The sequence below is a fragment of the Streptomyces sp. NPDC046759 genome, assembly GCF_040645475.1.
GTDB lineage: Bacteria > Actinomycetota > Actinomycetes > Streptomycetales > Streptomycetaceae > Streptomyces.
Genome location: NZ_JBEYYJ010000012.1, coordinates 22,714 through 37,351, shown reverse-complemented (window position 1 = coordinate 37,351; position 14,638 = coordinate 22,714). Strand labels below are relative to the sequence as shown.

Annotated in this window: 11 protein-coding genes; 6 read left to right on the top strand and 5 right to left on the bottom strand. The window is 70.8% G+C overall.

Features of this window, described 5'->3' with window-relative positions; all coding sequences use genetic code 11:
* Positions 1-205 precede the first annotated feature (205 nt).
* Both ABZ919_RS18015 and ABZ919_RS18010 read left to right on the top strand, forming a co-directional pair.
* Positions 206-1,153: an alpha/beta hydrolase gene (locus ABZ919_RS18015; RefSeq protein WP_361248464.1), complete on the top strand. Its 948-nt coding sequence runs from the start codon at positions 206-208 to the stop codon at positions 1,151-1,153.
* Between the two features lie 280 nt (positions 1,154-1,433).
* The gene (locus ABZ919_RS18010; RefSeq protein ID WP_361248462.1) at positions 1,434-1,667 is read left to right on the top strand and encodes a hypothetical protein; all 234 of its coding nucleotides are present in this window, start codon (positions 1,434-1,436) and stop codon (positions 1,665-1,667) included.
* A gap of 336 nt (positions 1,668-2,003) precedes the next feature.
* Here ABZ919_RS18010 and ABZ919_RS18005 read toward each other — a convergent pair whose 3' ends face one another.
* Entirely contained in the window at positions 2,004-2,138 is a 135-nt protein-coding gene (locus ABZ919_RS18005; RefSeq protein WP_361248461.1) for a hypothetical protein, read from the bottom strand.
* Between the two features lie 105 nt (positions 2,139-2,243).
* Complete coding sequence (locus tag ABZ919_RS18000) at positions 2,244-2,939, bottom strand: SDR family oxidoreductase (protein WP_361248459.1); 696 nt, start codon at positions 2,937-2,939, stop codon at positions 2,244-2,246.
* Between the two features lie 816 nt (positions 2,940-3,755).
* On the opposite strand from ABZ919_RS18000, the gene ABZ919_RS17995 reads away from it, so the two are divergent.
* Together ABZ919_RS17995 and ABZ919_RS17990 are read left to right on the top strand one after the other, a co-directional pair.
* Entirely contained in the window at positions 3,756-4,202 is a 447-nt protein-coding gene (locus ABZ919_RS17995; RefSeq protein WP_361248457.1) for a helix-turn-helix domain-containing protein, read from the top strand.
* A gap of 603 nt (positions 4,203-4,805) precedes the next feature.
* A complete protein-coding gene (locus tag ABZ919_RS17990) occupies positions 4,806-6,512 on the top strand; it encodes a thiamine pyrophosphate-binding protein (protein WP_361248455.1) in 1,707 nt (568 codons plus the stop codon).
* A gap of 84 nt (positions 6,513-6,596) precedes the next feature.
* On the opposite strand, the gene ABZ919_RS17985 is transcribed toward ABZ919_RS17990, so the two are convergent.
* Positions 6,597-8,627 (bottom strand): SpoIIE family protein phosphatase, encoded by a 2,031-nt coding sequence (locus ABZ919_RS17985; protein ID WP_361248453.1) that lies wholly within the window; start codon positions 8,625-8,627, stop codon positions 6,597-6,599.
* 799 nt (positions 8,628-9,426) lie between these two features.
* Between ABZ919_RS17985 and ABZ919_RS17980 the strand changes: the two genes are divergently transcribed.
* The gene (locus ABZ919_RS17980; protein WP_361248452.1) at positions 9,427-11,751 is read left to right on the top strand and encodes a SpoIIE family protein phosphatase; all 2,325 of its coding nucleotides are present in this window, start codon (positions 9,427-9,429) and stop codon (positions 11,749-11,751) included.
* 26 nt (positions 11,752-11,777) lie between these two features.
* On the opposite strand, the gene ABZ919_RS17975 is transcribed toward ABZ919_RS17980, so the two are convergent.
* Together ABZ919_RS17975 and ABZ919_RS17970 are read right to left on the bottom strand one after the other, a co-directional pair.
* The gene (locus ABZ919_RS17975; RefSeq protein WP_361248450.1) at positions 11,778-13,277 is read right to left on the bottom strand and encodes a carboxylesterase/lipase family protein; all 1,500 of its coding nucleotides are present in this window, start codon (positions 13,275-13,277) and stop codon (positions 11,778-11,780) included.
* A gap of 91 nt (positions 13,278-13,368) precedes the next feature.
* Positions 13,369-14,010, bottom strand: a complete 642-nt coding sequence (locus tag ABZ919_RS17970; protein WP_361248448.1) for a TetR/AcrR family transcriptional regulator — start codon at positions 14,008-14,010, stop codon at positions 13,369-13,371.
* Between the two features lie 242 nt (positions 14,011-14,252).
* Between ABZ919_RS17970 and ABZ919_RS17965 the strand changes: the two genes are divergently transcribed.
* A complete protein-coding gene (locus ABZ919_RS17965; RefSeq protein ID WP_361248446.1) occupies positions 14,253-14,591 on the top strand; it encodes a DUF3040 domain-containing protein in 339 nt (112 codons plus the stop codon).
* The last annotated feature ends 47 nt before the right edge of the window (positions 14,592-14,638 follow it).

Genomic DNA, 14,638 nt, shown 5'->3' with positions numbered 1-14,638 from the left:
CTTGGCATCTCGCCCTCACATGCAAGCCGGACAACCCGAGAGGTCTACCGTGACTGAAATGATCCCGCCGCACTCTCGGCGGAAATTCCTGTCCACCTCGGCCGCAGCGGCGGTCGCAGCGACTGCCGGATCCCTCCTGCTCCCTGCCCGGCCGGCTGCAGCAGCCGAAGGCGGAACGAGCCGCGGATGGCCGGCGGGTGGGAAGGTGGAAGGCTTCGGCTCCGTCTCACAGGCACCACACCTTCCGGCCGGTTTCACCAAGACGTTCACCAGCCGGTACGTCGAAGCTGGTGGACTGCGCCAGCACGTGGTGGTCGGAGGCAACGGCCCGGCGCTGCTGCTGGTCCACGGCTGGCCCGAGACCTGGTACGCCTGGCGCCTGCTGATGCCCGCACTGGCCGAGGACTTCACGGTCATCGCAGTCGACCAGCGCGGCATCGGCCTGACCGACAAGCCGCAGGACGGGTATGACACCGCCACCCTCGCCAATGACCTGGTCGCGCTGATGGACGCACTCGGTCACCAGCGGTTCGGCGTGGTCGGCCACGACACCGGGATGCCGATCGCCTACGCCCTGGCCGCGGACCATCCGGAGCGGGTCGATCGCCTGGCCGTCGCTGAGGCTCCCCTGCCGGGCATCAGCGTGTCGCCGCCGCTCTTCGGCCCCGAGGGGCTCAACGACCGGGCGTGGCACATCGGTTTCAACCGGCTCGCCGAGCTGAACGAGCTGCTCGTCAGGGGACGGGAAGACATCTACTTCGGCTACGAGTTCGACATCCAGGCCGCGAAGAAGCTGCCCGACTACGCCACCGACTACTACATCCGCACCCTGGCCTCCCACCGCGACGCACTGCGCGGCAGCTTCGGCTTCTACCGAGCGTTCGACACCATGGTGGCGCAGAACGTGCAACGCCAGAAGGCCGGCCTGCTGACCATGCCCGTCCTGGCGATCGGCGGAGCGCTGAGCATCGGTGGCGCAGCCGGGGTCTCCATGAAGGCTGCCGCGCACGACGTGCAGAGCGTGGTCATCCCCGACTGCGGCCACTGGGTCGCCGAAGAGGCGCCCGAGGAGATGCTGGCGGCGCTGACCACGTTCCTGGCCCCGTACCGCGGCCAGGGACGCGCGGCCGGCACGACCGTGCCGTCCCGGTGATGACCGGTCCGGTCCTCTGCACATGACCCGCTCGCCGGGGCCGAGTGGCTCAACCCCGACCCACTCGGTCCCGCCGGCCCCGGGCACCGCCTACGCCCGGGCGTGCCGGACATCCATGCGGCCTCCTACGCGACGATGACCACGTGCCCGGGCCGGGAAGTCCGGTGGGCCTCCCGGCCCGGCGAGAGGTGACGGTGTCGTCGCTTGCCGCGGGCTGAGCGTGGGCCGTGCGGGCTGCTGGTAGAACCGGCGTAGGGCATACAGGTTCACGGCCCGTGCGGTGGCTGCCGAGGTCGACGTCGACGGCGAGATGCAGGCGGGCGTAGCGAAGGACGAGGAGGGCTTCTTCCTGCTCTTCACGTGCGCTGTCGGTGAGCCGTCCGCGCAGGACACGGCGCTCGGCCTCGATACCAACTGCGTGATGACCCCGGACCAGTGCACGGCCTACGGCTGTGTCCGTGAGGTCGCTCTGCGGTCTGCTCACGGTGTTGCTGGACCCCGAGTGTCTGGATGACGTGGAGTTGGAGGACGCCGAGGTGGAGGCGGTGCTCGACGTGCCGGCCGAGAGCATCGACGAGATGCGCGAGGCGCTCGGGAAGGTACTGACCTTCGGACGAAGCGATGCTCGGCCTCGGCTCATGGGCTTCTCGGCCTGGTCTGCCTGGCGAGACGGCGGTATGCGATCAGGTGCGCCGCGCGACCGACGCAGCCTAGGAGGTGCTCGGCCTTGCGCCCGTAGCGGCGATGTGTGCGGTGACGCCCGTTCGACCGCTCGGGGGTGCGGCGCCAGGTGGCAGCCGGGCCCCCGAGCGGTCGAACGGCTGACGGACCCAGCTTCAGGACCCTTCGCTCACAGTCCCAGGTCGACTGCCAGGCAGGAGAAGGCCGTCCACGATCCTTCGGGGGTGCAGGCACACCTGGCCGGGTCGTTCGGCGTGGCCGCCTTCTCCTCGACCATGTCCTCGTAACGGATACGCTCGGGCAACGTGCCGAACCTTGCGCGAGGTGTCGCCGCAGCGCTGGCGCTGATGTTACGGCAGGCAGAACCGCCGTGCCGTGGGTGGCACAGGTCGCTCATGGGCGCCGTCCGTCACCGGGCCGAGTACAGCGCGGCGATGTCGTTCGGCAGCGCGGACTTGATCTGGCGGCTGAACTCGTCGACGAGCACTTCCTCCTCGCCGGCGATGAGCCCCTTGACCGCGGCCCGCGCGACCTCCTCGGGACTGATCTTGGGCTGATCGACACCGGCTGACAGGTCCGTGTCGACATAGCCGACGTGTACACCGAGCACGCGGGTGCCCTGTGAACGCAGAGCCAGCCGCATCGCGTTGGACAGTGACCACTGCGCTGCCTTGCTCGCCGCATAACCGGGCGCCTGCTCCAGGGCCAGCCAGGATGCGGCGGACAGCATGTTGACGACGGCACCGCCGCCGTTGCGGGACAGTGCCGGAGCGAAGGCCTGGGTCACGGCCCAGGTGCCGAGGTAGTTGACCTCCATCTCGCGCCTGGCGTCGTCCGGTGACGCGGTGAGCACCGGCGCCGCGAGGGCCGTCCCGGCGTTGTTGACCAGGACCGAGAGGTCGCCGATCGCCTCGACCGCCGTGGCGATGGTGGCCGGGTCCGTGACGTCCAGTTGGATCGGCACCACCCCGGGGTCGGTGATCAGTTCGGGGCGGCGTGCGGCGGCATAGACCGTGACACCGTGCTCGGCAAGCTCTCGGGCGAACGCCCGGCCGATCCCTCGATTGGCACCCGTCACCAAGGCGGCCTTGCCTTGAATCTGCATGTCTGTGTCCCATCCACTTGGTGTTGCACGCGGGCCGAGCTCTGGGGTCGGCGGCAGCGATTCCATCTAACTTTTATTATTAAAGTCAAGTCTCGGCTGCCCTCGGCCCCGGCGAGGCGGTTGTCCGGCAGGTCGGGGCGTCCTTCGGCGCGGCTTCGGTCACCCTTGCCGACGAGGCGGCCGACGGTGACACGCGGGCGCTTCACCGGGTTGGTGGGCGCGCCTTCAGGCTCACGCCTGTGCGTCCTCCAATGCGGTGACGGGTTCTGCGGTGGTCAGGATGGCGTGGGCGTAGGTCGGACCGGTCAATTCGTGTGCGGCGTGCATCCGCCCGGGGGAGAGGGCGGCTGTGGCGTCGCGGACCAGGGGGAGGCCTACGAGGAACAGGTCCGCACCTGCCTGGAGCTGCTCGCCGGCCTGAGTGACGACTCCGAGGAGGCCCGGGCCGAGGCGATGCTCACCCTCGGCGCCCTGGTCGGCGCCACGCTCATGTCCAGGGCCGTGGCCGGCAAGGTCCTCTCCGGCGAACTGCTCGCCACCGTTGCCGGCCGGCTCAAGGACGGCGGGTCACGGGCCTCGTCCCCTGACGCCCGGGCCGTTGGGCTTGCCCCGGCGCGCTGCGTATGCCGTGCGCGTCACGGGCCGGCAGCATGCTCCGGCCGCCTGAACAGACGCTTGAGCGGCAGACTGGGTAGTGATCCGATACTCAGGTGTACGATGCGATGATGCCATGCAGTCGCGTGGCATGGGTGTGGATCCGGCAGAGATGTGGGAGGTGGGGTGGCAGTGCCATCGTCAAGGAAAGTGTCCGGCCCCATGGAGGATTCGCCGGCCTGCTCCATCGAGCGCAGCCTGCAAGTGCTTGGCGAGCGGTGGACCCTGCTGGTCCTGCGCGACATATTCGCGGGCAAGCACAGGTTCGCCGAGATCCAGTCGTCCCTCGGCATCGCGCCGAACCTGCTCAGTGACAGGCTCAAGCTTCTCAGCGAGGCCGGTGTGTTGCGCACGCGGACGTACCAGGAGCCTGGCAGCCGGCATCGGCAGAGCTATCACCTGACTCCGGCGGGGCAGGAGCTGCAACTCGTGCTGGCGGCTCTCCAGCAGTGGGGTGACCAACACCGCCCTCGTCCGTCGGGACCCTCCTCTCTGCGGCGATTGCGTTCCACCGGTCAGGCCGTCCGGGTGGGGTTCGTCGACGACGAAGGCCGCGAGTTGCCCGCCGAAGGCGTGACATTCGTGATGAATACGGGGACCGGAGCCTGATGGCGTAGGACTTCATTGCTCAGTTCCGCCCGGCTGCAAGGTGGTCGGGGTTGATGGTGGTCGGGGCCGATCTCTCTCGCGGAGTGAAGTACGAAACCTGGTTCTCGAGTACGGAACCCGTTCCCGAAACCCCGTTCACGAACGAAACCCCGTCCCCGAGTACGAATCCCGTCCCACGTACGGGCACCCCGTCCCGAACTACGCAACCCCGGCGACGACCGCGCTCGCGCCGCCGCAGCCGCTGCGGACAGGGCCCGCCGCCGCTTCGGGCCTGTAGCCGTAGGGCCCGCCGCTCCCGTCGGCGACCGTCAGAGCCGCAGCGCCCGCCATCAGGCCCCGCGACGGAACGGCTGATCGCCAAGAGCTGAGTCCACGGTCGGCGCCTGTCCCGGCACCCGGATCGGCGGGCCGGCGGGGATGCACGCAGGGTCCTCTCGGCGGTATCGGGCGCATGGCATGGCGGACATCATGCCTGGTCGATCCGCCCGCGAGGGGGAGCACGAACGCCCCGGAGGGCCCCAGCCACCTCTCACCGCAAAATGGATATAGGCCGCTCTCCCGCTCCCCCGTGGAGATGACACCAGCGATTCGGAGGCACAGGCGATGACCACTGGCCCGAGCCGATGGATGACGATCGGCGACTTCCTGCTCCGGCGTCTGGAGGAGGCCGGCGTCCGCCACCTCTTCGGCGTCCCTGGTGACTTCAACCTCGAATTGTTGCAGCAGCTCCAAGACGCGGGCACGCTGACATGGGTCGGCAACTGCAGTGAGCTGAACGCGTCCTATGCAGCGGACGGCTATGCCCGGCTGAACGGCATGGGCGCGCTCCTCGTGACGAACGCCGTCGGCGCGCTCAGCGCGATCAACGGGGTCGCCGGCTCCTACAGCGAGCACGTGCCCGTGGTCTGTATCTGCGGGTCGATACCGCTCAAGTCCATCGACCGCGGCCTGGGAATGCACCACACGATGGCCGACGGCACCTGGGACCGCTTCCTCGGCGCCTACGCACAGGTGACCGCCGCGCAGGCCAGACTGACCCCGCACAACGCGGCCACCGAGATCGACAGGCTGATCCTCACCGCCTGGCGGGAAAAGCTCCCGGTGTACGTGGAGCTGCCTTCCGACATCGCCTATCTCGACATCGAGGTTCCGCAAACCCCGCTGGTGCTCGCGCAACCGCCCAGCGACCCGGAACGGCTGCGGTCGTGCACCACCGCGATCGCGAGGCAGCTGTCCGCCGCCAAGTCACCGGCGGTCCTGGTGGATCTGGACGCGGACCGGTTCGGCGTGGCAGCCGACGTCATGGGGCTGGCGGAGAAAATGCAGATTCCCGTAGCAGCGATCAGCACGGCCAAGGCGGTCATCGACGAGACGTTCCCCTACTACGTCGGCATCTACAACGGCCAGGCGAGCGAGCCGCACGTGCGCGCGGCGATCGAGACCAGCGACTGCCTGCTCTCCATCGGCTACCGGCCGATCGAGGTGACCACGGGCGACTTCACCGCCTCGCTGCCCGCAGACACGATCCGCGCCCGCGGCCACTCGGTGGACATCGGTGACGACAACTATCAGGCGGTGACGCTCGAGGAAGTCATCCGTGGCGTCCTGGACGCCGTCCCGCACGTCACGAGCCGCGCTGCGCCACAGCGGGAGGCCGCAGCGGCGGGGACCCGTACAGGCGGTTCCACCCATCTGACGCAGGCTGCGTACTGGCGGGCAATCCAGGGCTACCTCCGGGCCGGGGACGTGCTCCTTCTCGACAACGGCACGTCGTACGCTCTCCTCGGCCTGCACCTGCCACCCGGCTGCACCTTCGTCGGATCGATCAACTGGGGCTCGATCGGCTACTCGGTCGGAGCCCTGCTCGGCACGCTGACCGCAGCACCAGACCGTCGCCACCTGCTGTTCTTGGGTGACGGCTCGTTCCAGCTGACCGCGCAGGAGCTGTCGACCGTCCTGCGGCACGACCACAAGCCGGTGATCTTCCTGATCAACAACGGCGGATACACCATCGAACGCGGTTACCTCGGCAAGACCGAGCAGTACAACGACATCGCCACCTGGGCTTACGCGGATCTGCCGAGGGTGCTCCGTCCGGACACCACGGCGCGATCGTTCGTCGTCAGGACCACCGCGGACCTGACGGAGGCCCTCAGCGCGCCCAACGACACGCTGATCTTCATCGAAGCGGTCATGGATCCCTACGACGCTCCCCCCGCGGTCATGACCAGCAGCAACACCGGCGCGGACATCGATTACGGGCCTCGCGGCCCGCAACACCGCCACAACGTCCAACTCAGGCCGGCCTGACCCAGACCGCACAGGGCCTTCGGCTCCGGCGCGCAGGGCGCTTTCGGCCCGCCAGCCGGGATGCACAGGGGAACGGGCAGGCCTTCAGCTCGCTGTGGCTGGGGGCGGGAGAGTCTGCTCGGCCCAGACGGTCTTGCCGTCGAGCGTGTAGCGCACGCCCCAGTTCTGCGCGAGTTGGGCGATGATGAACAAGCCTCGCCCGCCTTCGTCGACGGTCTTCGCGTGGCGCAGCCGTGGCGCGAGGGAATTGCTGTCAAGGACCTCGCAGGTGAGTGTGCGGTCCTTGATGAGCCGCAACCGGACGGGCGGGGTGCCGTAGCGGACGGCATTGGTGACCAGCTCGCTGACGATCATTTCGGTGGTGTAGGCGGTCTCCTCATCGACTCTCCAACGGATGAGCTGGTGGCGGGCGTGGGCGCGCGCCGTCGCGACGGCTTTGGGGTCGTGGTCGAGATGCCACGCGGCGACCTGGTCGGCGGGGAATGGATGGGTGCGGGCGAGGAGGAGGATGACGTCGTTGTCACGGATGTCGTTCCGCAGCCGGTAGAGCACGTCGTCGCACAGATCCCGCAGCGGCCGCTCAGGATGGGCCAGCACCCGTTGGAGGGTGTCCGGAGATCGTGAGGCGTGCGGCAGGGACGCGGTGTAGAAGGCGAGGACGCTGCCGTCGGCGACGGACAGGGTGGTGGCGGCGAAGGGAGGTCCCTCGGCAGTGCCCAGAGGGGGGCCGGCGGGCAGGTCAGGGATCTCGGTGGTCCCGTCGGGATGGGCGATGACAGGTGGCGGATGGCCGGCCAAGGCGATGGTGCAGGTCCGGGCGAGCGCGTCGTGGACCGCGTACGCGCAGCTTCCTGTGAGCGGCAGGGGATCTCCGGGCGGCAGCGCCACGCGCTCCTCGGCGAGGCTCACGGCTGTGTCGTTGAGGCGGGCGAGGATCTCGTCGGGCTCCAGATCAAGCGAGGCCAGGGAGTGGGCAGCGGTCCGTACCTGGCCCATGGTGATGGCCGCGTGGATGCCTTGGCCGGCGACTTCGCCGATCATCAGTGCGGTGCGGGCGCCGGACAGGGCGAAGGTGTCGAACCCACCGCCTCCCCCCACCTCGGACGGCACGTGCATGTGCGCGGTCTCCACAGTGGTCGGGGACGCGGGGTGGGGCAGCAGGATGTGACGCTGGACTGTCAGGGCGATGGTGTGTTCGCGGGTGTAACGGCGGGCGTTGTCGATGCACAGCGTGGTGTGAGCGGCCACTGCCAGGGCGAGGGTGACATCGTCCTCGTCGTAGACGTCGGCCTGACCGGTGCGGTACATGCTCAGCAGTCCCAGCACGGTTCCACGCAGTGTCAAGGGTGCCGTGAGCAGAACACGGGCACCGGATGCGCGGATCGCCTCGGCGCGTGGCGAGTCGGCTGCCAGCCAGGGCGTGTCGGGGCCCAGGGCGACGAGGCGGGGCTTGAGGTCGGTCAGCGTCTGGGTGTAAGGCGTGGGGAACGGCAGAGGGCGCACGTCGCCCACCGGATGTGCCTGGTTCTGCACCTCGCCGCCGCGGTGGGCGAAGGCGGCACGGCGCAGCGGCACCTCCGGTCCCAGCGGACCCGGAGGAGGTTCCTCGCCACGCAGCACGGCGTCCACCACTTCCACCACGGCGATGTCGGCGACGTCGGGAACCACCGCCTGCACCAGTTCCTCGCAGGTGGCCACCACGTCGAGTGTCCGTCCCACGTGCTCGCGCACATACGCGAGGACCCGCAGGCGGGCGCCCACCTTTTCGCGTTCGGTGACGTCGAGCATCTCCGTCAGCACCCCCCAGATCCTCCCCTGCGAGTCCTCCAGGCGAGATGCTGAGACGGAGAACACGTACTCCGGCCCTGGTGAGCCCTTCGCACGCAACCCCACGAGTCGGTTCCGTGCGGGTGCGCCGCTCTCCAGCACGCCGTGCAGCATCGCCTCCACCTCACCGGGTGCGGACAGGTCGTACACGTCGGTGAGGCGCCGGCCCACGATCTGGTCGAACGGCGGCTTGTGCAGAGCCGGCCTGGTGATGTTGATCCGCAGGATGCGCAACTGCCTGTCCAAGATCAGCAGGCCTGTCGGCGACTGACGGAACAGAGTCTCCATCACTGCAGCACCCTTGCCCGGCGAGACGGCTTCGTTTTGCGCCACGGCAACCCACCTCCACAATCCAGCCTGCACCTCGCCCCGATGCGCCGCTGCCTCGTCCCCCGAGACGTGTCGGACGTGCCGCCGCCGTTGCAGGCCCGGCCCGCGCCGGCGAACGCTTGCCGGCGCTCTGCCACACACGCGCACATCGTCGTCGGGCCGAGGCGGACCGAGTCGTCCGTGGCGCGCCGGGGCCGTGACCGGCGGAGTTCGTCGGACTGCCGCCCCGGCGGCTGGTGGGGGAGGGGCTTCTGCCCGGATCCCTCGTCGCCCTGCGCGAAGGCCCTGCCCCTGTGCCTTTCCTTCGCGGGGGCCGCGGCGTGCGCTGGTCGGTGCCGTCGCGCTGCCCTGAGTACGTCTGGTATTTCGGGCTCCGCACGGGCGGTTCTCGATCCCGGCGGTTCGTCGCGGTCCATTGCGGTCGGAGGCAGGTCGTGGCGGGGCATCAGGACGGCGGCGGCCGCCTGATCGAGGTGACCGTCCGTCCCGTCCATCGGGCACGATCGGCCTCACGACAGCGAGGGACACCTGCGACCGCCAGTGGTCACTGCGTGCATCCGGGGCCGTCCGGGCCCGGTGCGCCGGTGCCGTCAGCCCGCCGGTCCTCGCCGCGGGCACCGGTGACGTCGTCGGTCTTCACGGTGTCGTGGAACGCGTGCCGAGGTACCCGGTACTGCGCCGATGGATGGCTCCTCCCGGCCGGGCTGCGCCGCGGTGTGCGCACGCGGGCATGGAGGGGCCGGGAGGTGTGTTGCCCATGGTGACTGGTGACGTGCTCATGCACCTGGATGAGGGCGGCCGGGTGACGGAGTGGACCCGCGCGGCGCAGGAGATGTTCGGGTGGTCCGCCGAAGAGGCCGCAGGTCAGTCCGTGGCCGTCCTGGTGGGCGAGGCGGCCGGCGACGAGCAGTGGCGCCGGGGCCGGGTCGAGCAGGTCGGCGGTGTCCTGGTGCGGCCCGTCCTGACCGGTTCGTCGGTGGGGTGGGAGGTCCATGCCGCGGCGGACGTCGTCTCCGGGCAGGACATGGCCATCCTTCGGGCCATGTTCACGCGGTCTCCGGTGGGCCTGCACGTCCTGGACGACCACCTGCGCATCGTCCGCGTGAACACGGCGACGGGTGCGCTGCCCGACGCCCCCGTCGGACATCTGCTGGGCCGGGTCTTCACCGAGGCGTATCAGCTCGCCGACCCGGAGGCGGAAGAGGCGGCGGCCCGCAGGGTCCTGGAGAGCGGGCAGCCGGCGGTGAACCGGATGGTGCGGCGCGTGTCGAGGCCGACCGCCGGCAAACGCTGCATCTATTCCGTCAGCTATGTGCGGCTGGAGAACACGCGCGGTGACGTCCTCGGCCTGGTGGCCTCTGCCGTCGACGTCACCGAGCGGGAGCGGGCGCTGGAGCGCCTGGCGGTGCTGGACGAGGTCCGCAAACGGGTCGGGGAACGGCTGGACGTGATCGCCGTCAGCGAGGAGCTGGTCCACGCGGTGGTGCCGGCGTTCTGCGGGATCGCGGTGGTGGAGGTGATCGAGGACGTCGTGCGGGGTGAGGCGCCGCCGCTGGTCCCCGTCGCCCGCGATGTGCCGCTGCGGCGAGCGGCGTTCCGCGGCCGGGTGTCCGCGTACCCGCTGGGTGATGTGCGGCACCTGCCCCACGGAACTCCCTTCGCGCGCGTACTGAGCGATCTGCGGCCGCGGCTCGTGTCGGTGGACGAGGAGAGCCTGTGGCTCGCCGCCGATCCGGCCCGGGCGGACGCCATCAGGCACTCAGGCGCCCACTCCCTGATCGTGGCTCCGCTGGCCTTGCGCGGCGAGGCGCTGGGAGTGGTGAGCTTCTACCGGCACCAGGACGAGGAGCCGTTCGAGGTGGCGGACATCGCTTTGGCGTCCGACGTGTGCGCGCATGCGGCGTTGTGCATCGACAACGCGCGCCGCTACGTGCGGGAACGGACCATCGCGGCAACGGTGCAGCGCAGGCTGCTTCCCCAGCATCCGCAGGCGCCCTCCACGGTGGACATCTCCCATCTGCACCTTCCCGGTTCCGAGGGCGGCGGCGCCTGGTTCGACGTCATCCCCCTGGCAGGGGCACGGACGGCGCTCGTCGTAGGAGACGTCGCCGGGCGAGGGATCGCCGCGGCCACCACGATGGGACAGCTGCGCACCGTCGTCACGTCGCTCGCGGCGCTGGAACTGGACCCGGACGATCTGATGGCCCGTCTGAACGACACCGCCGCCCGCCTCGCCGCCGAGCGTGCCGCGCTGCCCTCGCGCGACCCCCTGCACCGCGAGCCGCTCACCGCCGGATGCCTGATCGCCGTCTACGACCCCGTCGACCTCAGATGCACCCTCGTCCGCTCGGGGCTGTCGAACCCGGTCGTGGTCTTCGCGGACGGCAGCTCGGCCGTCCTGCCCGTGCTGCCGGGACCGCTGCTCGCCGGTACCGGCAATGCTCCCTTCCCCGCCACCACGGTCGACCTCCCGGCGGGCAGCACGCTGGTGATCGGCACGGCCGCTCTGGCCGAGCAGGTCCTCGCGCCGTCCGCGCCGCTGCGACCTCTGCTGAACGAGGCCGGGACCCGCCCGCCGGCCGACCTGTGCGACAGGATCGCGTACGCACTCACCGACGACAAACGGTCGGAAGACGCGCTCATGCTGCTGGCGCGCACCGAGGCGCTGAACGGGGACCAGGTCCTCACCTGTGCACTGCCGCCGGGACCCGAGGCCGGGCCGTTCGCGCGTGCGGCGGTGCGCCGCCGGATGGACGCCTGGGGCGTCGACCAGGAGACCGCCGACACCGCCGAACTCATCGTCGGCGAACTCGTCGGCAACGCCGTCCGCTACGGCGCCCCGCCCCTGCGGCTCCGCTTGATCCGCGACTGCGCCCTGACCTGCGAAGTCAGTGACGCCTCCCGTAGCGCGCCGCATGTCAAGCACGCCCGCACCATCGACGAGAGCGGACGGGGCCTGTTCATCATCGCCGCCCTGGCCGACAGCTGGGGCACCCGCTACCACGCCGAGGGCAAGACGGTCTGGGCGGAACAGACCATCCGGACCCCATGCGCGGGAACAGGTCACCTCCACAGCGGGTGACGGACGGTGCGCTGCCCCGTGACCGCTCAGCGGCGCCCTTCCCAGAGGGTGCGCTCCTCGGGCCGGGGGTCGTGCTCGAGGTCCGGTCGGACGTCGAACCGCAGGGTGGCGCGCCGTTTCTCGTCGTACGCGGGCCAGCCGGGGTCGCCGGTGGCGATGAAGGAGACCCAGGCCGCGTGCAGGGCGTCGGCGAGCCGCTGCGGGGGCTCGGTGCCGATGAGGGGGGCGAACGCCGTGTCGTGCAGGTTGTCGAAGGCGAACGGGAGATCGACGGCGTGGCACGCGCCGAGCCGGCCGGCGAAGGTCGGGGGCCGCCAGGCGAACTCGTACAGGAAGACGCCGTCCGGCCGGTGCCGGATCTGGGCCTCGGCGAGGCGGACGGCGGGAATCCGGTAGAACCAGTCCGTCGCGATCGCGGCCAGCAGGTCTCCGGGCGTGGCGCCGGGGCGCTGCTCGCGGTAGGTGCGGATCGCGTTCTCAGCGTCGAGCCCGTACCCGGCCGCCGTCTGCGCGAGCAGGGGTTCGGGGATGTGGTCGATGACGCCGTTCGGCACCAGGAACAGGCGGAACTCGTCGCTGTTGGTGCCGATCAGCAGGTCGACGCCGGCGGCGGCTCCGTCCGCGATGGCGTCGATCGGCGGCCGGGGGAGGGTGACCCCGTCGACGACCGGCTCGAAGGGCATCAGGTTGCGGGTTGCCTCGCCCCACAGGGCAGGGTCGGGCCGGGCCGCGATGTCGGCCCGCAGCTGCTGCTGGGCCTGGGTCAGGCGGTCCAGCGGGACGGCGGCGAGAGCCCGGCGGGCAGGGGCGACCCCGAGCCGGTCCGCGAGCTGACGGCCGATCAGCCGGCCGGTCCCCGGGCCGAGGGTGTGGTGCGCGGCGCCGCTGTGCAGGATCGCGCGCCCGAACAGCCCGGCGGCGGACTGCATGGCCAGCAGGGCCCCGATGCTCATGGCGCCCGCCGACTCGCCGGCCACGGTCACCCGGTCCGGGTCGCCGCCGAAGGCGGGGATGTTGTCGCGCACCCACCGCAGGGCGGCGATCTGGTCGAGCAGCCCGAGATTGGCGGGGTCCCCTTCGCCCAGGTACAGGAAACCGTCCGCGCCGAGACGGTAGTTGAGGGTCACGCAGACGACGCCGTCCCGCGCGAAACGGCTGCCGTCGTACCCGGGCACGGAGCCGGAGCCGTTGGCGAAGGCACCCCCGTGCAGCCACACCATCACCGGCAGCCGTCCGCCGGGATCGGGCGTCCAGACGTTGAGGTTGAGGCAGTCCCCGCCCGGGATGTCCACCTCGGGGATCAGCCTGTCGTACGGCGCGGGGTACGGGGCCTTGGGCGCGGTGGGGCCGTAGCCGGAGGCGTCACGCACCCCGGACCACGGCTCGGCGGGCCGCGGTGGCCGGAAGCGATTCGCGCCGAAGGGCGCGGCGGCATAGGGGATGCCTTTGAAGGCGGCCACTCCGCCGTCGTCGAGCACCCCCCGCACCGTGCCCTGCCCGGTGTGGACGACCGGTTGCAGCATCATGTCTCCCGAGTGCGTCGGCAGTGGTGTGGCGTGCGGTTCCGCGTCCGGGCACGCGCCGCGCTCCGGTTCCGTGTGCACGGGCGGGGCCGGCTCAGTGGGCACCGGCCAGCCGCAGGGCGAACTCCGCGTAGCCGTCGGCGACCTGCTCGCGGGTGTACGGCTGGTCCGGGCCGAACCAGTAGGCGACCCGCAGACCCATGGCCCCGATGGCTCCGGCGGCCATGAGGATGTCCGGCAGGGCGAAGTCGCTGTCCTTCACGCCGAGTTCCAGGACGTCGAGCAGCATCCGGCGGCAGCGGGAGCGCAGTTCGAGCGCCGGGGCGGCGAGCTCGGGGGAGAGGGCGTGCAGTTCGTCGTTGGTGACGACGGCCAGCAGCGGGTAGTCCGCGTGGACCAGCACCTGCGCCCGGACCAGGGCCGCGAGCTGCCCGGTCGCCCGGTCCCCGGCCCCGGCGAGCGCCTCGGCCAGCCGGGAGTGCAGTTCCTGGTGCCCGACGCGCACCAGCTCCGCGAGGACATGACTCTTGGACGGGTAATGCGCGTACAGGGTCGCGGAGTTGATGCCGACCACACCGGCGATCTGCCGGATCGAGCCCCCCGCGAACCCGGCCTCGGCGAACACGGACAAACCGGCCTCGAGGATCCTGCCCCGGGTGCCCGGTGGTGTGACGCCCTCCGGCAGCACGGCGGAGACGGCGGCCAGCCGCCGCGGCTCCCAGCCCGGATCCTCCACGTCCTCGCTCCTCACGTGCCGTCGCCCCGAGGCAACCAATCGATTGGTTGACCGGGTGATGGATCAGACCGTACGACGGCCGCGCCGACGAGGCAACCGTGGTCGCCCGCCACAACGCCTGCGAGCTCGGCCATCGCCCTGCCCGGGCCGCCGCGCCTTGCCTCGCTTCGGCCGGGCCGACCGGGGAACTCGGGCGCCCGGGGACACGTGGGCCGCCGTCGGGCGGAGGAGGTGTCGTTGCCGTGAACGACTGGGAGAAATGGGAGATGCACGACGAGGTACGGCTGTCGCCGCACGAACGGCTCGTACTGCTGCAGATCGAGGCCGGCCTCCGGCAGGACCGGCGGTTCGCGCGCCGGACGGGTGTCCCGCGCCGCACGTCCTGGCTGTCGACGGCCGTGCTGCTGCTGGGCACGGCGTCGGTGTTCGTGGCCGTGATGGCAGTCCGCACCTCGGACCCCGCGCTGCTGTGGTGCTTCGCGCTGTTGTGGCCCCTCACCCTCTTCCAGGCGTTCCGCCTCCTGTGCCGCGTCACCCGCCGCCGGCCCCCGTCCGACGCCCGGACGTGCCCCTGGCTCTGACCGCTCTGAGACACCCGCCAGGGGCCCCGCTCGGGACCGCGGAAACG

Excerpts from the sequence above, each read along its gene's own strand:
- ABZ919_RS18000 (WP_361248459.1), bottom strand. The coding sequence starts at position 2,939 with ATGCAGATTCAAGGCAAGGCCGCCTTGGTGACGGGTGCCAATCGAGGG.
- ABZ919_RS17995 (WP_361248457.1), top strand. The coding sequence starts at position 3,756 with ATGGAGGATTCGCCGGCCTGCTCCATCGAGCGCAGCCTGCAAGTGCTT.
- ABZ919_RS17990 (WP_361248455.1), top strand. The coding sequence starts at position 4,806 with ATGACCACTGGCCCGAGCCGATGGATGACGATCGGCGACTTCCTGCTC.
- ABZ919_RS17985 (WP_361248453.1), bottom strand. The coding sequence starts at position 8,627 with ATGGAGACTCTGTTCCGTCAGTCGCCGACAGGCCTGCTGATCTTGGAC.
- ABZ919_RS17980 (WP_361248452.1), top strand. The coding sequence starts at position 9,427 with ATGGTGACTGGTGACGTGCTCATGCACCTGGATGAGGGCGGCCGGGTG.
- ABZ919_RS17975 (WP_361248450.1), bottom strand. The coding sequence starts at position 13,277 with ATGATGCTGCAACCGGTCGTCCACACCGGGCAGGGCACGGTGCGGGGG.